At 53.6% G+C, this 19,168-nt stretch carries 18 protein-coding genes and 1 other RNA gene; 18 read left to right on the forward strand and 1 reads right to left on the reverse strand.

What is annotated here, in order from left to right:
- The first annotated feature begins 125 nt into the window (after positions 1–125).
- The 16 genes from ET33_RS04745 to rnpB all read left to right on the forward strand — a co-directional run bounded on the left by ET33_RS04745 (position 126) and on the right by rnpB (position 15,235).
- The gene (locus ET33_RS04745; RefSeq protein ID WP_036677174.1) at positions 126–1,088 is read left to right on the forward strand and encodes a PhoH family protein; all 963 of its coding nucleotides are present in this window, start codon (positions 126–128) and stop codon (positions 1,086–1,088) included.
- Between the two features lie 20 nt (positions 1,089–1,108).
- Entirely contained in the window at positions 1,109–3,394 is a 2,286-nt protein-coding gene (locus tag ET33_RS04750) for an HD family phosphohydrolase (protein ID WP_036677175.1), read from the forward strand.
- A complete protein-coding gene (gene ybeY, locus ET33_RS04755) occupies positions 3,391–3,951 on the forward strand; it encodes an rRNA maturation RNase YbeY (RefSeq protein ID WP_036677178.1) in 561 nt (186 codons plus the stop codon). Before ET33_RS04750 ends, ybeY begins: the two co-directional genes overlap by 4 nt.
- The gene (locus tag ET33_RS04760) at positions 3,948–4,646 is read left to right on the forward strand and encodes a diacylglycerol kinase family protein (protein ID WP_036677180.1); all 699 of its coding nucleotides are present in this window, start codon (positions 3,948–3,950) and stop codon (positions 4,644–4,646) included. The genes ybeY and ET33_RS04760 overlap by 4 nt, the downstream gene beginning before the upstream one ends.
- 21 nt (positions 4,647–4,667) lie before the next feature.
- The gene (locus ET33_RS04765; RefSeq protein ID WP_036677184.1) at positions 4,668–5,084 is read left to right on the forward strand and encodes a cytidine deaminase; all 417 of its coding nucleotides are present in this window, start codon (positions 4,668–4,670) and stop codon (positions 5,082–5,084) included.
- The gene (gene era, locus ET33_RS04770) at positions 5,084–5,998 is read left to right on the forward strand and encodes a GTPase Era (protein WP_036677188.1); all 915 of its coding nucleotides are present in this window, start codon (positions 5,084–5,086) and stop codon (positions 5,996–5,998) included. The genes ET33_RS04765 and era overlap by 1 nt, the downstream gene beginning before the upstream one ends.
- Before the next feature lie 158 nt (positions 5,999–6,156).
- Positions 6,157–6,300 carry a YqzL family protein gene (locus ET33_RS37225; RefSeq protein WP_081890203.1) on the forward strand — a complete coding sequence of 48 codons (144 nt, stop codon included), beginning with the start codon at positions 6,157–6,159 and terminating at the stop codon, positions 6,298–6,300.
- 52 nt (positions 6,301–6,352) lie between these two features.
- Positions 6,353–7,099, forward strand: coding sequence for a DNA repair protein RecO (gene recO, locus ET33_RS04775; RefSeq protein ID WP_036677193.1), 747 nt, complete (start codon positions 6,353–6,355; stop codon positions 7,097–7,099).
- Positions 7,100–7,494: 395 nt separating this feature from the next.
- On the forward strand, positions 7,495–8,307 hold the full coding sequence (locus ET33_RS04780; protein WP_036677196.1) for a pyruvate, water dikinase regulatory protein: 813 nt from the start codon (positions 7,495–7,497) through the stop codon (positions 8,305–8,307).
- A gap of 100 nt (positions 8,308–8,407) precedes the next feature.
- The gene (locus ET33_RS04785; RefSeq protein ID WP_036677199.1) at positions 8,408–8,869 is read left to right on the forward strand and encodes a YaiI/YqxD family protein; all 462 of its coding nucleotides are present in this window, start codon (positions 8,408–8,410) and stop codon (positions 8,867–8,869) included.
- A 40-nt stretch (positions 8,870–8,909) separates the two neighbouring features.
- Positions 8,910–10,745, forward strand: coding sequence for a DNA primase (gene dnaG / locus ET33_RS04790; protein ID WP_036677203.1), 1,836 nt, complete (start codon positions 8,910–8,912; stop codon positions 10,743–10,745).
- Between the two features lie 52 nt (positions 10,746–10,797).
- The gene (gene rpoD, locus ET33_RS04795; RefSeq protein WP_036677206.1) at positions 10,798–11,916 is read left to right on the forward strand and encodes an RNA polymerase sigma factor RpoD; all 1,119 of its coding nucleotides are present in this window, start codon (positions 10,798–10,800) and stop codon (positions 11,914–11,916) included.
- A gap of 135 nt (positions 11,917–12,051) precedes the next feature.
- The gene (locus ET33_RS04800; protein ID WP_036677211.1) at positions 12,052–12,888 is read left to right on the forward strand and encodes a hypothetical protein; all 837 of its coding nucleotides are present in this window, start codon (positions 12,052–12,054) and stop codon (positions 12,886–12,888) included.
- Between the two features lies 1 nt (position 12,889).
- Entirely contained in the window at positions 12,890–13,654 is a 765-nt protein-coding gene (locus tag ET33_RS04805; protein WP_036677214.1) for a tRNA (adenine(22)-N(1))-methyltransferase, read from the forward strand.
- Positions 13,630–14,745, forward strand: coding sequence for a Nif3-like dinuclear metal center hexameric protein (locus ET33_RS04810; RefSeq protein ID WP_036677217.1), 1,116 nt, complete (start codon positions 13,630–13,632; stop codon positions 14,743–14,745). The genes ET33_RS04805 and ET33_RS04810 overlap by 25 nt, the downstream gene beginning before the upstream one ends.
- 70 nt (positions 14,746–14,815) lie before the next feature.
- Positions 14,816–15,235, forward strand: an RNA gene (gene rnpB / locus ET33_RS36245) — RNase P RNA component class A.
- Between the two features lie 76 nt (positions 15,236–15,311).
- On the opposite strand, the gene ET33_RS04815 is transcribed toward rnpB, so the two are convergent.
- Positions 15,312–17,174 carry a S8 family peptidase gene (locus ET33_RS04815; protein ID WP_036677221.1) on the reverse strand — a complete coding sequence of 621 codons (1,863 nt, stop codon included), beginning with the start codon at positions 17,172–17,174 and terminating at the stop codon, positions 15,312–15,314.
- A gap of 219 nt (positions 17,175–17,393) precedes the next feature.
- On the opposite strand from ET33_RS04815, the gene ET33_RS04820 reads away from it, so the two are divergent.
- Both ET33_RS04820 and ET33_RS04825 read left to right on the forward strand, forming a co-directional pair.
- Positions 17,394–17,894 carry a YpuI family protein gene (locus ET33_RS04820; RefSeq protein WP_036677224.1) on the forward strand — a complete coding sequence of 167 codons (501 nt, stop codon included), beginning with the start codon at positions 17,394–17,396 and terminating at the stop codon, positions 17,892–17,894.
- A 92-nt stretch (positions 17,895–17,986) separates the two neighbouring features.
- Positions 17,987–19,129 (forward strand): glycoside hydrolase family 15 protein, encoded by a 1,143-nt coding sequence (locus ET33_RS04825; RefSeq protein ID WP_081890204.1) that lies wholly within the window; start codon positions 17,987–17,989, stop codon positions 19,127–19,129.
- The last annotated feature ends 39 nt before the right edge of the window (positions 19,130–19,168 follow it).

Consider the following 19,168-nt stretch of genomic DNA (forward strand, 5'->3'; position numbering starts at 1 on the left):
TTATTCATAGAATCCGAATTCAAGAGCGGCTGTAGGCAGTGATGCTGTCTCGCAGACGAAGCGGCCTTGCTGACGAATAACGAACCGTCCTCTTCAAAACCCAGAGGAGAGATTAAGCCCTGTACATGGATCAACAGACCACCGTAAAAGTCACACTCAAAAATACGGCCGAAGCCCTCTCGCTCTTCGGGCCGCAGGACAAATTCCTGCAGCTGATCGAGCAGCATACGCAGGCCGCCATCTTTACCCGCGAGGAAGAGATCGTCATCCAAGGCCAGGCGGCCGATACGGCGCGCCTCGAGCAGCTGTTCACCGTGCTGCTGGAGCTGGTCCGCAACCAATACGTGTTGACGGAGCGGGATATTCATTACGCGATCGACCTGGCCAAAGAGATGAAGGCCGATCAACTGCTCGATTTGTTTAAAGGCGAAATCGCCCTTACCCACAAAGGCAAGCCGATTCGCATCAAGACGATCGGACAGAAGCAGTACGTCAACGAAATTAAGAAAAAAGATATCGTCTTCGGGATCGGACCGGCCGGCACGGGCAAAACGTACATCGCCGTCGTGCTCGCCGTCTCCGCGCTCAAGGAAGGCAAAGTGAAGCGGATCGTACTGACGAGACCCGCGGTCGAAGCGGGCGAGAGCCTTGGCTTTCTGCCCGGCGACCTGCAGGAAAAGGTTGACCCCTATTTGCGTCCATTGTATGATGCTCTTAACGACGTGCTCGGGCCGGAGCAGGTGCTCAAATCGCTGGAGCGCGGCCTCATCGAGATTGCCCCGCTCGCCTATATGCGCGGCCGGACGCTCGACGATTCGTTCATTATTTTGGACGAAGCGCAAAATACGACGCCGGAGCAGATGAAGATGTTTTTGACGCGCCTCGGATTCGGCTCGAAGATGGTCATTACCGGCGACGTGACGCAGATCGACCTCCCGCGAGGCAAGTCGTCGGGGCTGGTGGAGGCGCAGCGCATCCTGGGGAACATCGAAGAGCTCGGGTTTATCCAGTTTGCCGAGCAGGACGTTGTCAGACATTCGTTGGTGCAAAAAATCATCATGGCCTATAATGAGGACAAAGAAGGCTGAGGAAGGGCTGACCTTTCGTCATGAACAACCGCGTTTCCATTCAAGGCAAATTTCAATACCGGCTTGCCGGCTGGAGATACAGCGCCATCGTGCGCTTTCTTCTGTTTTTAGCGCTTGCCGTCGTGTTTTACGTCGCTCTGTTGCACCGGATTGTGCCGCAGACGTACGACATTCAGTTGGGAAGCGTTACGGAGAAAGATATCCTGGCCCCCAGGGCAATCGCGAACGAAGTCGCAACGGAAAAAGCGAAGGAAGAAGCGGCCGCACGGGTGCAGCCGGTATACAAGATTGCTTCGCTGCGCAACGAAGTGGCGGTCGAAGCGATTTTTGAGAAGCTTCAGCAGATCAACAGCGATGCGGAGGTTTCCGTCGCCGACAAAGTCAATATTTACAAAACGGTCATTCCGACGATCATTCAGGACCATCTGGACCGTCAGATCAAGGGCTTCACGGACAGCGGTCAATACAACGACCTGCTGCTGGCGGAAATGCGCAAAAGCATCCGAGAGCAGCAGTACCGGATTCCGGAGGAATCGTTTTACAAAATTCCCCGGCTCACCAAAGAAGATCTGACCGCGATGGAACCCGTGGCCAAAGAGATCGTCGTCAAGCTGATGAGCGACCAGATTACGGATGCGCAGACGGCCAGGGTCAAAGTGCCGGAATTGGTGAATTCTTCGACGCTGACCAAGAACAATGCGCGCGAGCTGGTTCAGGAGCTTGTGCGGGCGGCGCTTTCGCCGAATAAATTTTACGACCAAAAAGGAACCGAGGAAGCCAAGGGACACGCGCGTGACAACGTCAAGCAAGTCATGATCAACAAAAATGAAGTGCTGGTCCCCAAGGGCGAAAAAGTAACGGAAGAACTGTATCAGCGTTTGGCTTCGCTCGATTTGCTGAGAGACGAAGCCAGCTATTGGCCAAATCTCGGACTCTTTTTATTTATCGTCTTGTGCTGCGTGTTTTTGTATATGTATGTCAGACAAAGTTCGCTCCCGATCAATCATAATAACGCTCAGCTGTTTATGTACGTGCTGATTGTCGTCTTGACGATTGCCGGGATGAAGCTGTTCTCGCTGCTGCAAAATCTGGATTACCCGTATATCGGCTACTTGGCCCCGACGGCGATGGGAGCCATGATGGTGACGATTTTGCTCAACTCGCATCTTGCTTTTGTGACCGCGGTCGTTTTGAGCGTCATTTCCAGCGTCATTTTTAACTCGGACCATCTGCAGTCGTTCGAATTCAAATACGGCTTGCTGACGCTGACCAGCTCGTTTGCGGCGATCTTCTCGATCCAGCGGGCAAGCCAGCGCTCCTCAATCCTGAAAGCGGGGATGATGGTATCGCTCTTCGCTCTGGCGCTTGTATGTGCGCTGCTGCTGCTCGAAGATCACGAGACGAGAAATAACGCGCTGTTTGCCGCCTCTTTCGCCTTAGGGAGCGGACTGCTTACCGCTGTGTTCGTTATGGGCCTACTGCCGTTTTTCGAAGTCGCCTTCGGCATTTTGTCGCCGCTTAAGCTGGTCGAGCTTTCCAACCCGAACCATCCGCTGCTGCGCAAGCTGCTGACGGAGACGCCGGGCACCTACCATCACAGCGTCATGGTCGGCAACTTATCGGAAGCCGCGGCCGGCGCGATCGGCGCCGACGGGCTGCTCTGTCGGGTCGGAGCCTATTATCACGATATCGGGAAGACGAAGCGGCCGAGTTATTTTATCGAGAATCAGTCGCACACGGAAAACCCGCACGACAAAATCGAACCGGCGCTGAGCAAATCGATCATTGTGGCCCATGCGCGCGACGGCGTCGAAATGCTGAAGGATTACAACATTCCGAAGCCGATCCGCGATATTGCGGAGCAGCACCATGGCACGACCTTGCTGCAATATTTTTATCACAAAGCGAAAAAGCTCGCCGAAGAGCGTCAGGAGAAGCCGCCGGAGGAGGCGGAGTACCGCTATCCCGGTCCGAAAGCCCAGACGAAGGAAGCGGCGATCGTCGGCATCGCCGATTGCGTCGAGGCGGCCGTCCGCTCCCTGCGTAATCCGACCGTCGAACAGATCGACTCAATGGTGCGCAAAATTATTAAAAACCGGCTTGACGACGGCCAGTTTAACGAATGCGATCTGACCATCAAGGAACTGGATCAGATCGTTAAGATTTTGAACGAAACGCTGCTTGGCATTTTCCATTCGCGAATCGAATATCCCGCGGATATGCCGGAGCAAAAAACGGCGGCGAAGCAGGAAAAGACGAAGTCCGAAGCGAAGATGTCGGAAACGAAAAAAGAGGTGAAGCCATGAGCCTGAAGCTTTCATGGAACAGCGAGCAAACCGCTTACGAAATTACGCCGGCTCTCACCGAGAAGCTGGAGACGCTGCTTCGCCTTGCCGGCAAGCAGGAAGAGGTGCCGGATGGCGAAGTGGCGTTGACGTTCGTTGACGACGAGGCCATTCAAGAGCTTAACAAGCAGTACCGGGGACTGGATAAGCCGACGGACGTACTATCATTCGCCATGCGGGAAATGGGCGAAGACGAGATCGAGATCATTTATGGCGACGACGGCTTCGAAGAAGTGGAATATGCGGACGAGACGGGCGCAGAAGAGTCCGGGACGGCGGAAGACGATGATGGCGACGACGACGGCTATGAAGAGCCTCTCGGCGATATTATCATCTCGGTGCCGCGGGCGATCGCCCAAGCGGACGAGTACGGCCATTCCGTCGAGCGGGAGCTCGGGTTTCTATTCGTTCACGGCTTTCTGCATTTGATCGGTTACGATCATCAGGACGAGGAAGAAGAGAAGGTCATGTTCGGCAAGCAGGAGCAAATTTTACAGCAGGCGGGTTTGACGCGGTGAAGCAGCCGGTCAAATGGCAGCGCAGCTTTCGGTACGCTTACGAAGGCGTTAAATATGCTCTTGCGACCCAGCGGAACATGAAATTTCATTTTTTCGCCGCGTTGGTCATCCTAGCGCTTGCCTTATTCTTCGGCTTGCCGAAGACGGACATTTTATTCATTTTACTTGCCGTGACGCTCATGATCGTGACGGAATTGATCAACACCGCCGTGGAAAAAACGGTCGATCTGGCGATGCCGGACCTGCACCCCTTGGCGAAAATCGCCAAGGACGTGGCCGCGGCTTCCGTATTGGTCACGGCAGCTTTTGCCGTCGTAACGGGAATGATCGTATTTTTCGATCCGATCGAACGGCTCATTCAAACCGGCCGGGCGGGAGTCCATCCCATCACCGCGGGAACGGTATGGATTTTACTTTGCTTGGTCATCCTGACAGTGATTGCGGTGCAGACTCGCTTTTCCTCCAAAGGAAATGGGGTGAAGCCGAGCCTGCTGACGGCCGTCGCTTTTGCGGTCGCCACCTTGATTGCCTGCCGGGTTCAAGATACACTTGTCGCATTGCTGGGCTTTTTGTTGGCCACGGTACTGCTGCTGGCGCTTCACGACAAACGCAAGCGGCCTTTCGGCTCGCTGCTGCTTGGTGCTCTGCTTGGAGGATTCATTACGGTACTCGCCTATTATTTATATCCCATGTAGGTTGCGAAAGGGGCGCTTCTCTTGGAAAAAACGGAATTGATCGCATTGGCCAGAACGGCGAGAGAGCAAGCATATACACCTTATTCCCATTTTAAAGTCGGCAGCGCTTTGCTGGATTCCAAAGGGCGGGTTCATCTGGGCTGCAACGTGGAAAACGCCGCCTACGGTCCGACGAACTGCGCCGAACGCACGGCATTATTCCGCGCGATCGCGGACGGCGAACAGGCAAAGTCGTTCCGGGCCATAGCGATTATCGGGGATACGCTTCAGCCGATCTCGCCTTGCGGCGTATGCCGGCAGGTGCTGGTCGAGCTGTGTCCGCCGGATATGCCGGTATATCTGGCTAATCTGAAAGGGGATATCAGCGAGACGACCGTAGCCGAGCTGCTTCCCGGTGCATTCACATCTTTAGATTTGGACGGAGGAACGATTGATTAATGTCTTCGAACAGCAAGGCTGACTCTAAATTTAAATCCGGCTTTGTGGCGATTATCGGACGGCCGAACGTCGGCAAATCGACGCTCATGAACCAGGTGATCGGCCAAAAAATTGCCATCATGTCCGATAAACCCCAGACGACCCGGAACAAAATTCACGGCGTCTATACGACCGACCAGGCGCAGATCGTCTTTTTGGATACGCCCGGCATTCATAAACCGCAATCGAAGCTCGGTGACTATATGATCAAAGCGGCAGAAGGCGCGCTTAGCGAAGTCGACGCGATCCTGTTTTTGATCGATGTGGTCGAAGGCTTGGGCGGCGGGGACCGGTACATTATCGAGACGCTGAAAAAGGTGAAAACGCCGGTCATTCTGGTGATGAACAAAATCGACCAGATTCACCCGGAAGCGCTCCTGTCGGTCATTACGACCTACAAGGATTTGTACCCGTTTGCCGAAATTGTGCCGATCTCGGCGATGCACGGCAATAACGTCAATACGCTATTGGAGCAGGTCATCAAATTTTTACCGGAAGGACCGCAGTATTACCCTGCGGATCAAGTGACGGACCATCCGGAGCAATTTGTCTGCGCGGAGCTGATCCGGGAGAAGATCCTGCATCTGACCCGGGAGGAAATCCCTCATTCGATCGCGGTTTCCATTGAAGACATGCGCGTGGAGGCCAACGGCGTCGTTCATATTTCGGCTGTTATTTATGTCGAACGCGACTCGCAGAAAGGCATCATTATCGGAAAAAAGGGTACGTTACTGAAAGAAGTCGGACAAAAAGCGCGGGCCGATATCGAAGCGCTTCTCGGTTCGAAGACGTTCTTGGAGCTGTGGGTCAAAGTGAAGAAGGACTGGCGCAATCAGGACCGGGTTCTGCGGGATCTCGGCTTCCGGCATGAGTAAACCGGCGCCAGCCTGTTTCAATCAGGCTCCGCCACTTTAATCCATCATAACTATACAAAGAATACATGGCAGTTTTTGCAGAGCATACTTCGCATCGGATCGATCCATCCTAATCCTAGAAACAGGTTGTAGTCATGTCATCAAGGGGAGGATGTACCATGAAAGACTTTTCGTGGAAGTACTTTTCAATGACCGGAGATGTGGATGCTTACCTGCTATACAAAGAAGTGAATACCCGGGACGGCGACGAGGCGGAGCCGGAAGAAGAGGACGCCTCGGACGCTTCCGATTGGGTACAGTAAGTTTCGCCCAATATCAGGTTACCGGTGCGGTAACGCAGGGAGAGGCTGTAAGGTGCAGTACAGAGTTCAAGGTATCGTCATCCGAAGCATGGACTACGGGGAAGGCAACAAAATTATTACGCTGTTCACCCGGGAACACGGAAAGCTTAGCGTCGTGGCCCGGGGCGCCAAAAAAGTGAAGAGCCGTTACGGGTCTTCCGCCCAGCTGTTTACGTGCGGCGACTACTTGTTTTTCAAATCCGGGCAGCTCGGTACGCTGAATCATGCGGAAATTATCGAGCCTTTTCATAAAATAAGGGAAGATCTGCACAAGGCTGCCCATGCTTCCTATCTATCGGAGCTGACCGACCGGATGTTGGGAGATCAAGAGGGACAGCCTTTTTTATACGATCAGCTGAAAGCCAGCTTGCAGGCGATCCAGGAAGACAAGGACCTGCAGATTATCGACCACTTGTACGAAATGAAAATGTTCGTCCTGGCCGGATATACGCCCGAGCTGGAGCAATGTGTCGTTTGCCGCGAGAATGCGGAACCGTTTGCCATAAGCGTTGGTATGGGCGGAATGCTGTGTGAGCGCTGCAAGCTGCGAGATCCGCAAGCGATCCCGCTGACGCCCGGGGTATACAAGCTCCTTCGGCTGTTCATTCAAATGGATGTGCGCCGGCTCGGTCAAATCGACGTGAAGCCGCAAACGAAACAGCTGCTCAAGACGATTTTACGGGCTTATTTCGATACGCATGTCGGACTGAAGCTGAAATCGCGAGATTTTCTGGATCAAATGGACAAATACGGAGTTTAGCTAAATAATTGACATGTTTTTACCCGTTTGCTATTATAATATGATACACCCATTAGAAAACCTCTTGTTACGAAGTCTATGCCATGACTTTGTCAGCGGGGTTTTTTGCTGTCCGAAGAGTAGCTTTTTTTCTGGGGCAGAACGTTTGACCGAAGTCTTGAAACATTTTTTGCCACTGCAACGTAGTAGTTATAGACAGGCCGATCTTTTCCTAATGATCGGCCTTTGTTGCAGCCTGATAAGAGGGACTTCGGCCAAAATCCGACGTGCCGAGGACCCGCGTACGGTCGCAAATTTACATGAAGTTGCGAAATATGTGCGCAGATTGCACCGAAACCAGGGAACAGCGGCATAGCTCATCTCTGTACAAAAGCCAGGACGAAAGGCGGGTTCGCATGGAACGGGCGGTTAAGCCGGTAGTGTTTGTAGCATCAGATTCGGCAGGGGAAACGGGAGAAGCGGTAGTTCGGGCGGCGGCCGTGCAGTTTCATCCTCAGCAGGTGGATATTCGCCGGGTGCCTTTCCTGATTGATACGTCGGATATCGACCGGATGATCCGGACGGTGATTGAGCGCAGCGGCGCGATCGTTTTTACGCTCGTCATTCCCGAGCTGCGGGATTATTTGATCGAACAGGCGGAGCGCTACAGGATTCCTTACATCGATTTGCTCGGTCCGATCATACGGACGCTGGAGCAAACGCTGGATCAGGAGGCAAGGCATCAGCCGGGCATGATCCACAAGCTGGACGAGGATTATTTCAAAAAAGTGGAAGCGGTCGAGTTTGCCGTCAAGTATGACGACGGCCGGGATTTTAACGGGATTTTGCAGGCGGACATCGTGCTTGTCGGGGTATCCCGCACGTCGAAGACCCCGCTGTCGATGTACCTTGCACACAAAAAATTCAAGGTGGCCAACGTGCCGCTCGTCCCGGAAATTCAGCCTCCCGACCAACTGTTTACGGTGTCCGGGAAGAAGATCGTCGGTCTGCGGATCGACCCGGTCAAGCTGAATGTCATCCGCACCGAACGGCTTAAAACGCTGGGCTTGCCGGGGAATGCCACCTACGCAAACACCGAGCGGATTCACGCGGAATTGGAGTACGCGGATAAGATTATGAAAAAAATCGGCTGCACGGTGATCGACGTTTCGAACAAAGCGGTCGAAGAAACGGCCAGCATCATCATCGATATGTACCGTTCGCGGTAGCGGTCTATTTTACGGAAAGGAAGCAGGATTTTTTATCCTTTCATCGTATATAATATTACGGTAATGCTTTAATCTTGAATTTTACAGTCGGCGGGGACCTATGACGTATAAAATTGTAGTGGATGCCGACGCATGCCCGGTGAAGACGGAAATCGCGCAAACGGCCTTACGTTTCGGAATCCCAGTGCTGATGGTCGCCTCGTTCGATCATCGGCTGCAGCCGATGGACGGCGTCGATATCGTTCAAGTGGACCGGTCGGACCAGTCGGTAGACCTGTATATCGTCAATTGCATCGCGCCCGGAGATGTGCTGGTCACGCAGGATTTCGGGCTGGCCGCTTTGGCGCTTGGCAAAAAAGCGCTGGCGCTGTCGAATCGTGGCCAAACGTACAATGAACGGACGATTGATTTTTTACTGGAGCGAAGGCACGAGCAGGCGAAACAGCGCCGCGGAGGCAAGCATACGAAAGGTCCTAGAGCGTTCACCGACGAGGACCGCCAAGCCTTTCTACAAACTTTGACAAAAGTTTTGTCGGGCTTGCAGGAGAATCGGGCAAAGTAGCGAATAACTATACGTGTTAATTTGAATGAAGGTGGATAGGATGAGTAACGGACGCATTCCCGAGCAAGTCATCGACGCGGTCTTGAAAGCCCACGATATTGTCGAAGTCGTCGGAAGACACGTTCATTTGACGAAGCAGGGACATTACCTCAAAGGTCTGTGTCCTTTTCATTCAGAGAAGACACCTTCCTTTACCGTCACGCCCGAAAAGCAGATTTATCACTGCTTCGGCTGCGGGGCGGGCGGAAACGCCATCCGGTTCGTTTCGGAAGTCGAAGGGCTGTCTTTCGGCCAGGCGCTCCGGAAATTAGCCGATGAAGCGAAGCTCGACATCGGACTCGGGCCGCAGCAAGGCCAAGCCGAAACGAAGGAGCACGCGGACCGGGCGAAACTGATCGAAGCTCATGAGCTTGCCGGCAAGTTGTACGAATATCTTCTACACAACACCGAGCAGGGCAAAGAGGCGAAGCAGTATTTGCACGCCCGGGGAATGACCGATAAGCTGATCGAAGCGTTTGGTATCGGCTATGCGCCATCGCGCTGGGATACGCTGACGAACCTGCTGGATAAGAAGCAGTTTCCGCTGCCCTTGGTGGAGCAAGGAGGGCTAATCTCGGCGAAGCAGGACGGAAGCGGGTATGTCGACAAATTTCGAGACCGCGTCATGTTTCCGATTCGCGATTGGAAAGGGCATATCATCGCCTTCGGAGGAAGAGCGATGGGCGACGTACAGCCCAAATATTTGAACAGTCCGGAATCGATGCTTTTCCATAAGAGCCGTACGCTGTACAATTTGCATGCCGCCAGACCCCAAATCCGCAAAAGCCAGGAACTCGTTTTGTTCGAGGGCTATATGGATGTCATTCGTGCTTGGGAGGCCGGAGTGCATATCGGCGTGGCGACCATGGGAACGGCGCTGACACCGGAGCATGCGGAAGCGATCAGGCGTCTTGCGGAACGGGTGGTCGTCGCTTACGACGGGGACAATGCCGGGCAATCCGCAGCTTATAAGAGCATTCCGCTACTGGAAAATGCAGGGTGCAATGTAAGAATTGCTATGCTGCCGAACGGGTTGGACCCGGACGAATATATTTCCGCTCACGGTTCTGAACGATTCGTACGAGAGGTTATCGAAACCGCCGTACCATCGATCAAATATAAACTTTTTTATTATCGTAAAAATTATAAACTGCAGGAGGATGGAGAAAAGCTTCGCTACATTCAACAAGCGCTCCGCTTGATCGCAGGATTGACTTCACCCATTGAGAGAGAGCACTATGTGAGAGAGCTTTGTTCCGAATTTCACCTAACGTTCGAATCCGCGATGCAAAATCTGAACGAGATCAGGCTCCAAGCCGAAAAAAAGGACCGTTCCGGGGATAATAAAGACAATTCGTGGAATAATGTTATGAATGACGGAAGGCTTCGCGCGCAACCCCCTTCGATGGTCCCTGCCTATCAGAATGCAGAGCGTCAACTGCTTGCCGTCATGATGCTGGACCGGGACATATCCGGTTATGTCGAGCGTCAGCTGGGAGACGGATTCAACATGGAAGCTCATGCGGCGCTCGCCGCTTACTTGTATGCCTACTATGCACAAGGATTCGAGCCCAACGCCAGCACGTTCATCGGCATGCTACAGGATGACAAGCTTGAGAGCTTGGCTAGCTCCTTAACCTTAATAGACAATCGCAGCGGTATCAACGATGCCGTAATCGACGATTACATCCGGCAAATCAAAAAGTTCCCGCTCTTGCAGACATTGGAACGAAAAAGAGAAGAAATCAAGCAAGCAGAACGTTTGGGTGATATTCCCAAAGCCCTGCAATTAGGCAGTGAGATTATATCCTTGGAAAAGCAGTTGAAATCATCCTGATTCGTCTTAAATACGGTACCGGGGTGTATTCCAGGGAGGAGGGAGTTGGATTATGGCGAACGATCAACGTACGGAACTAGAGACAGAGTTGACGCTCGAACAAGTAAAAGAACAGTTGATCGAACAAGGCAAGAAACGTTCGGCAATTACGTACAAAGAAATTATGGAGAAGCTCGCGCCGTTCGATCAGGACCCGGAACAAATCGATGAATTTTTTGAGCAAATCCAAGAGATGGGCATCGATGTCGGGAACGAATCGGACGATGACAATGATCTGACTCCGAGCGAGAATGAGCACGACGAGTTCCATTTTGACGATGATTTGTCCTTGCCGCCTGGTATTAAGATCAATGATCCGGTACGGATGTATTTGAAGGAGATCGGCCGGGTTCCGCTGCTTTCCGCAGAGGACGAGATCGGTTTGGCGAAACGGATCGAACAGGGCGATGAAGAAGCGAAACGCCGTTTGGCGGAAGCGAACCTGCGTCTGGTCGTCAGTATCGCCAAGCGGTATGTCGGTCGGGGGATGCTGTTCCTCGACCTGATCCAGGAAGGCAATATGGGCTTGATCAAAGCGGTTGAGAAATTCGACCATATCAAGGGCTTCAAATTCAGTACGTATGCCACGTGGTGGATTCGTCAAGCCATTACGCGCGCGATTGCCGATCAAGCGCGTACGATCCGGATTCCGGTACATATGGTGGAGACGATCAACAAGCTGATCCGGGTATCCCGTCAACTGCTGCAGGAGCTGGGGCGCGAACCTACGCCGGAGGAAATTGCGAAGGAAATGGATCTAAGTACGGACAAAGTGCGTGAGATTATGAAAATCGCGCAAGAACCCGTATCGCTCGAAACGCCGATCGGTGAGGAAGACGACTCGCACCTCGGAGATTTTATCGAAGATCAGGAGGCGCTGGCTCCGGCGGATGCCGCGGCTTACGAACTGCTCAAGGAGCAGTTGGAAGATGTCCTCGATACGTTGACTGAGCGCGAGGAAAACGTGCTTCGGCTGCGTTTCGGACTCGATGACGGCCGGACGCGGACGCTGGAGGAAGTCGGTAAAGTATTTGGGGTTACCCGGGAACGGATTCGCCAGATCGAAGCCAAGGCGCTGCGCAAGCTTCGCCATCCGAGCCGCAGCAAACGGTTGAAAGATTTTCTTGAATAATTAGCTTGTCACTACGACCTTTCCGCCGTCAGCGGGAAGGTCTAATTTTTTGCGGGCTCCAAGCCGATGAATGAATTATGTATCATGTATCCTATGTATTAAGCCACGATGGGCTTCGGAGGAACATATAGAGCTATGGATGATAAAAAGAAAACGATTATCCGCGAAATCGAGCATTGGCGGCGAAGCAAGCTGCTGCCTGAGCGGTACTGCGACTTTTTGCTGAATATTTACTTGGAAGACAATCAAGAAAAGCCGGGAAGCTCCGGTGGATTGTTCGGAATTACGGCGTCCAAAATAAGCGACAGCAATTGGAAAATATGGGTTATGCTTTTGGTTGTTGCATGCGCTTTTTCTTTTACTGTTCTTCATTTTAACGCTTTTCAATTACCAATGCAAATAGGGGTCTCGCTTTTGTTTCTCGCTTGCTGTTACGGCTATGGGGGGTACAAGCGGGAAAAGGACCCGATGGGCTCGCAAATTTTGATCGGCATGGCTTCGTTGTTTTTGCTCTTTATTGGTGTTTATCTGATGAAGCTCCACGGAATGCAATCGTCCGTGTTCGTCGTGACCTACGTGTTTCTATGCAGCCTGGTGTGGATTGTGACGGGCCTGCTTGCAAGGCATGTGCCGTTCCATCTCGGCGGATGGGTAAGCCTCGTGTTTTGCTACGGCTGGCTGCTGCATTATCAGCTTGATTCGATCAGTTGGGTTACGCTGGAGCTGAGCTGGGTGCCGCTCAGCATTCTGTTCTGCTGGATGGGATGGATGGTTCACGAGAAGAGCCGCCATATGGGGCTCGTGTTCTTTTTGCTCAGCTTGATCGTTTGGTATATGCCTGAATTATATGGTATGCTGTATGCCGAGCAGTACGGTGAAATGACGCTGCAATGGATGTTGTTGGTTAAGATTGTGACGGAGGCTTCCTTGCTGTTTGTATGGAGAAAAAAATGGACAGAATGGGTTGTCTGAGATGATACGATTATCAAAACGATTGGGTAAGATTGCACAGGAGGTTCCTGCAGGCAGCCGCTTGGCGGACATTGGCTCGGACCATGCGCTGCTCCCCTCTTATTTGGCAAAGCAAGGCACGATCGTACGAGGGATTGCGGGCGAGGTAAATCCCGGTCCGTACGACGCTGCCGTGAAGCAGGTACGCGCATCGGGGCTGGATAAGGTCATCGACGTCCGGCGGGGCGACGGTCTGGCCGTCATCGCGCCGGGCGAGGCGGATGTCATTACGATCGCGGGGATGGGCGGAGTGCTGATCGCTTCGATTCTGGAAGCCGGAAAGGCGAAGCTGGAAGGCGTGCGCCGCTTGGTGCTTCAGCCGAATGTAGGTGAAGCGGCGGTACGGGAATGGCTGCTCGGGAACGGCTGGTTTTTGACCGGGGAGCACATTTTGGAGGAAGACGGAAAAATCTATGAAATTTTGACGGCGGTTCCCGCAGCGGAGTCCGGGGCAGACCTGGAATCGCTGTATGAACCGTTGACTCTGGCGAACGGAATGACCGCAGATCGTGCAGTTCTCCTGAGCATGGGTCCGTATTTGGTGCGGGAGGCTTCCGCCGTCTGGACGAAGAAATGGACTTATGAATTGGATAAGCTTTATAAAATATGCGATAATCTGGCCGGGTCTGAAACGGAAGCGTCCCGCAGCAGGGAAGCGGAATTTCGCGCCGAGATGAAACGAATCGAGGAGGTATTAACCGCATGTACGCCAAAGGCCAAGCCGTAATTCAATTGATGGAGGAGCTCGCGCCCAAATCGTACGCCGTGGAGAACGATAAAATCGGGCTGCAAATCGGCACGCTGCACAAGGAAATCCGCAAGGTGCTTGTCGCCCTTGACGTGACGGAAGAAGTAGTAGACGAGGCGATTCATGAGCAAGCCGATCTGATTATTGCGCATCACGCTATCATTTACCGTCCGCTGCCTCATATTCAAACGGATACGCCGGCAGGCCGGCTTTACGAACGGCTCATCAAGCACGACATCGCCGTCTATATCGCTCATACGAATCTGGATGTGGCCGACGGGGGAATCAACGACATGATGGCGGAGGCGATCGGCCTGATCGATACGCAGCCGCTTGACGAAGTACATACCGATAAGCTGAAAAAACTCGTCGTCTTCGTGCCGACGACGCACGCCGACGCGGTACGCCAGGCGATGTTTGAAGCGGGAGCGGGCGGCATCGGCCGCTACAGCCACTGCAGCTTCAATATCGAAGGCGTCGGAACATTCAAGCCGGAAGAAGGGACGAACCCGTTTATCGGCCAGCCTGGGAAGCTCGAGACGGCGCAGGAAATACGCGTCGAAACGATCGTCCCTCAGAGCGTAGAACGCAGAGTCGTGCAGGCGATGCTAAAGGCGCATCCGTATGAGGAAGTCGCTTACGATTTGTATTCCCTTGATTTGAAGACGCGTACGTTCGGGCTCGGACGCGCCGGAAAGCTCCCACAGCCGGTCACGCTGCAGGAGCTGTGCGAGCAGGTCAAGCAGGTATTCGACGTGCCGATGCTGCGCGTCGTCGGCGATCTATCGCGGACCGTGCGCAAAGCGGCCGTGCTTGGGGGATCGGGCAGCCGCTACGTGAAGCATGCGCAATTCGCCGGAGCGGACGTGCTCATCACCGGCGATATCGATTATCACACGGCGCATGACGCCTTAGCGGCGGGGATCGCGTTGATCGATCCGGGGCACAATGTGGAGAAAATTATGAAGCGCGGCGTCGCCGACCACTTGCGGCGAAAGCTGGAGGAGAGAAAGTGGGCTACAGCGGTCATCGCTTCGCAAATCGATACGGAACCGTTCCGGTTCGTGTAATTTGCCGGAATCCGGCAGTTGAGTTTTGAGCCGATTCCTTGTATACTAGCAAATGCATCTATTGCAAAGGAAAGTTTGACAGACAATCGCTGGTGGCGTTCGCCACGAGAGGAAAGTCCGGGCTCCATAGGGCAGGATGCTGGATAACGTCCAGTCAGCGCGAGCTGAAGGCTAGTGCCACAGAAACGGACCGCCGATGGCCGTGCATGCGATCTTCGATCGCCGCCGGCACAGGTAAGGGTGGAACCGTGGTGTAAGAGACCACGAGGAGCTATGGTGACATCGTTCCTGGTAAACCCCATTTGGAGCAAGACCTAGAGGAACGCAAGTCCCGCAAGGGACAGTCTTTGCCCGAGACGCGTTCGGGTTGGTCGCTTGAGCCGTTCAGCAATGAACGGCCTAGATAGATGATTGTCGCTTCAATGGTGGCAGGGTGGCCCCCGCTACGACCACCGGAAGCACAGAACCCGGCTTACGGCAAACTTTCTTTCAGCCGCTTACGCAATAGATCTTCATGCAAAAAACCGCCTTAGGAGGCGGTTTTTTGCTGTTTTTATCCTTTATTATCATCTAAACCAGCGCTGCATCCAGTCCGGCCATCCCGGCTTCGGAGCCGTCTCGGTTGGGGCGCCGGCCGCTTGGCCGGAAGCCTTCGGATCCGCTGCCTTAAGCGCAGCGACCACGTCGATCAGACCGTAACCGAAATATTTATCTTTCCCGGCTGGCCCCAGATCCATCGCCGTTTCCTTGATGATCCGGACCACTTCCGTATTTTTCAGCGCTGGATTGACCGAACGGATGAGTGCCGCCAGCGCGGTAACGTGCGGGCTGGCCATCGAAGTTCCGGACAGTGCCGCATACTGGTTGTTCGGATACGTGCTGGCGATGTTGACGCCCGGGGCGGCTACGCCGACATAGTCGCCGTAGTTGGAGAATGCAGCCTTCTGCTTTCTCGCATCCACCGCAGCCACGCCAAGCACTTCCGGATAAGCGGCCGGGTAACCAGGACGTTCGGTGTTATCGTTGCCGGTAGCGGCAATCAGGACGACGTCGCGATCGTGGGCATACTTGATGGCATCGTGCAGGAACTGGGCGTCGGCATAATTGCCAAGGCTCATGTTGATGACCTTCGCCCCGTTATCCGTTGCCCAAATAATGCCCTGCGCAACGGCATAGGTGCTGCCTGCGCCGCTGGAATCAAGCACTTTGACCGGCAAGACGCGGTTATACCAGCTCATGCCGGCGACGCCCAAGTTGTTGTTCACAATGGCCCCGATGACTCCAGCTACATGCGTGCCGTGTCCGACATCATCGGCCGGTCTGGCCCCGGGCTGGACGACATTGTAGCCGGCCATCAAATGGCCTTTCAAGTCCGCATGGTTTCCATCGACCCCGGTATCGACGACCCCGACGATGACGTCCGTCGAGCCTTTGGAGACGTTCCAGCCGGCCTCTGTTTCGATCTGCGGTAAATTCCATTGGTACCGCCGGTACAGCGAATCGTTCGGCGTAATGATCGCTGCCGAATTCGGGTGCAGAACGGGTGCAATGTCGTTCGTCAAATAAAGAAAATGCGGCTCGGCGTAATCGATGTCCCATTTTCCGAAATACCCCATGAGCTGCTTGGCTTCCATGCCCGGTGATTCGAAAACGTAAGTATAGCCGAGCTTGTGGACATGCCCTCCGCCAATTTCTTGCCGGATACGGGCAAGATCGTTCTCGGAAGGCGTCTGCTTGAATTTGACGACGACTTGATTCGTGTGATAATGGCTCGTTCCCTGGTTATCTTCGGGATGGCGAACCTGCACGTTCTGAAGCGATTTCGAATCGACCGATTCGATTTTGTAGCGGCCTGCGGCCGGGTACGGCTCGATTCTCAAATTTTTCTTCTGGTGATCGGCTACCTGAGCGAGAATTTGCTGGTGCACGGCGCCGACGATTCCGGATGCGCCATCTGCTGCAGGAACGCCAAGAACGAAATACGTGCTGCTGCCCACTTGAAACGGCGGAGATTGATACGTCTTTCCGCCGTCGACCTGCCGCTTCGCTTCTTCCATATAGGGCCGCGAAGCTTTTGCCGCCGCCTCGTTCAGCGTACCTGCCGCGATGCCTTGGTCCAAGGTTTGGTCCCTTTTGGTTCGCACCAGACGTTCCATATGCGGATGCTCCGCTTGGGTCGCTTGCAGCGTTTCCCGCGCTTTGCCGTCCGTCTGCGCCTGCGTGTCCTGAACGATCCGATGCAATTCCAGACTGCACTGATTGCGGCAAAGCTCGTCCGTGCGAGCCACATCCTGATTCAGCATCGTTTGCTTCATTTTCAGCTCGGCGGCGGGCGTAACCTTCTCGGGAGCGGGAGCCTGATCGCCGCGGGGGAAAAAAATCGCTACCCCGGCGATAACAAGAGCGATTGATAAAGCATATTTCCACATGGGCCGTTGCCTCCTGATCGAAACAGTGTGTACATCAATTAGAATCCCCTTCGCAGGCAGTTTAAAAAGCAGCAAAGTTATCCAAAAAGGAGCAGTCTGAAACAAAGGTCTCATGGATGTTTTTCATATTACTTTTACATGCGTTTTGTGGTACGATGGTAAGGAGAGGTCGTTTTGCCCATATCGTTCTGTTTTAAAGTTGAGGAGGTCTTTTAAGCGATGGCAGTATTTCATGTAAAAACTCTTTGTGAAACGACAAGGACCCAGCTGAGCGAGGCAATCGCCAAAATGGAACAATTCCTGAACGGACATTCTTTGCAGCAGCTGAATACCGATAATGACGAAGCGATGGAAGAATTTTATAAAGGTTATTTGACCGATACGAGACATTTGCTAGTTTTTTCCGAGGTGGCGTACGAGAAGCTTGGCGTGGCGCTGCGCCGTCCGAATTTTAACGTGGATTATGCCGAAAAAGTACTTTACGACGTGTATCATAGCTGCGTGAACAGCTTTTTTTATCCGAAAAACGAATGCTATTCGGAAGACGGCCGTTATGCTTATACCGGTCAAGATGCCATCCGCTTCCGTAAAAAGCCTGTACGCGATGTGCGCGACTTGACGATCGAGCTGTCCAAAATTTTTGAAACGCTGCGCGAAGATTTGGCTTATTACGAAACCGACTATATTACGCAAAAACGGATGCAGGGCGAGAAAGTATAATTCGTCCGATCCGAGACATATTGTGAAGAGATGCTTCGATTCGGGCATCTCTTTTTGTTTAATTAAGCTAAAGGAAGGGGTTCTCTTCTCTGATGCGGCCAAAGATGAATGAAGAAGAGCTGGTACAAGCGTCCATACGGCTGATCCGGTTAAACCAGCACCCGGAAGGGGGATACGTGGCCTGTCCGCTTTTTGCGCACTATGCCTACGGCTGGTTAAGGGATGGCAGCTTTGTCGCATACGCGATGGATACGGCGGGAGAGCATGACAGCGCGGCTTTATTTTACGACTGGGCCAACCGGATTATCGTTTCGAAGCAAAGTCATATCCGCTATTTGACGGACAAGCAAGCTCGCGGGGAACACGTGGCGCTTCACGAATTTTTACATACCCGTTATCATCTGGACGGCCGGGACGATACGAGCTCGGAATGGGGGCATTTTCAACTGGACGGCTACGGAGCGTGGCTCTGGGGATTGACGGAGCACCTTCGGGCGGTCGGGGCGGACCGGATTCCGGATTCGTACCGGATTAGCGTGGATGCTGCAGTTGATTATTTGCGCGCGTTTTGGCGGTATCCGAATTTCGATTGCTGGGAGGAGTACGGCGAGCACGTACACCCTTCGACGCTGGCTTGCATTTACGGCGGGCTGGAGGGAGTTGCCCGGCTGGACAGCAATGCGGAGCTGCATCATGTTTGCACGGAAATAAAGGATTTTCTGCTGCAGCATGGCGTACATGCCGTAAACAGCCATTTTGTCAAAAATATAACGCCTGTCCCCCAAGGGGATTCTACAGCATACGTAACGGGTTACGACGGAGTGGACGCGAGCCTGCTATGGCTGGCGGAGCCGTTCCGCGTATTCGATTCGCAGCATCCGGCTATGCAGAAAACGATCGAAGTGATCAAAAATGAGCTGCGCTCAGAGACCGGAGGCGTCCGCCGTTACGCAAGCGATACTTACTACGGCGGGGGAGAGTGGCTGCTGCTGGCAGCTTGGTACGGCTTGGTTCAACTGAAGATGGGCAACCGGGAGGAAGCTGCGCGCTCGCTGGAGTGGATGTCAGAGCAGGCAGACGAATTGGGCCGGTTTCCGGAGCAGGTGAAGCGTCCACATGGCAGCGAGGAAGCCTACGACGATTGGGTCCGCCGTTGGGGGCCTCCGGCAACGCCGCTGCTGTGGTCTCATGCGATGTTCATGGTGCTATATTACAAGCTGCGGGCCATGGCCTAAAGTATATCCCCTTTTCGATGCGGGAAAGCTGAGAAAGGG

This window comes from Paenibacillus tyrphae (assembly GCF_000722545.1).
Classification (GTDB): Bacteria; Bacillota; Bacilli; order Paenibacillales; family NBRC-103111; genus Paenibacillus_G; species Paenibacillus_G tyrfis.

Excerpts from the sequence above, each read along its gene's own strand:
- ET33_RS04745 (WP_036677174.1), top strand. The coding sequence starts at position 126 with ATGGATCAACAGACCACCGTAAAAGTCACACTCAAAAATACGGCCGAA.
- ET33_RS04750 (WP_036677175.1), top strand. The coding sequence starts at position 1,109 with ATGAACAACCGCGTTTCCATTCAAGGCAAATTTCAATACCGGCTTGCC.
- ybeY (WP_036677178.1), top strand. The coding sequence starts at position 3,391 with ATGAGCCTGAAGCTTTCATGGAACAGCGAGCAAACCGCTTACGAAATT.
- era (WP_036677188.1), top strand. The coding sequence starts at position 5,084 with ATGTCTTCGAACAGCAAGGCTGACTCTAAATTTAAATCCGGCTTTGTG.
- ET33_RS37225 (WP_081890203.1), top strand. The coding sequence starts at position 6,157 with ATGAAAGACTTTTCGTGGAAGTACTTTTCAATGACCGGAGATGTGGAT.
- ET33_RS04780 (WP_036677196.1), top strand. The coding sequence starts at position 7,495 with ATGGAACGGGCGGTTAAGCCGGTAGTGTTTGTAGCATCAGATTCGGCA.
- ET33_RS04785 (WP_036677199.1), top strand. The coding sequence starts at position 8,408 with ATGACGTATAAAATTGTAGTGGATGCCGACGCATGCCCGGTGAAGACG.
- dnaG (WP_036677203.1), top strand. The coding sequence starts at position 8,910 with ATGAGTAACGGACGCATTCCCGAGCAAGTCATCGACGCGGTCTTGAAA.
- rpoD (WP_036677206.1), top strand. The coding sequence starts at position 10,798 with ATGGCGAACGATCAACGTACGGAACTAGAGACAGAGTTGACGCTCGAA.
- ET33_RS04800 (WP_036677211.1), top strand. The coding sequence starts at position 12,052 with ATGGATGATAAAAAGAAAACGATTATCCGCGAAATCGAGCATTGGCGG.
- ET33_RS04805 (WP_036677214.1), top strand. The coding sequence starts at position 12,890 with ATGATACGATTATCAAAACGATTGGGTAAGATTGCACAGGAGGTTCCT.
- ET33_RS04810 (WP_036677217.1), top strand. The coding sequence starts at position 13,630 with ATGTACGCCAAAGGCCAAGCCGTAATTCAATTGATGGAGGAGCTCGCG.
- ET33_RS04815 (WP_036677221.1), bottom strand. The coding sequence starts at position 17,174 with ATGTGGAAATATGCTTTATCAATCGCTCTTGTTATCGCCGGGGTAGCG.
- ET33_RS04820 (WP_036677224.1), top strand. The coding sequence starts at position 17,394 with ATGGCAGTATTTCATGTAAAAACTCTTTGTGAAACGACAAGGACCCAG.
- ET33_RS04825 (WP_081890204.1), top strand. The coding sequence starts at position 17,987 with ATGCGGCCAAAGATGAATGAAGAAGAGCTGGTACAAGCGTCCATACGG.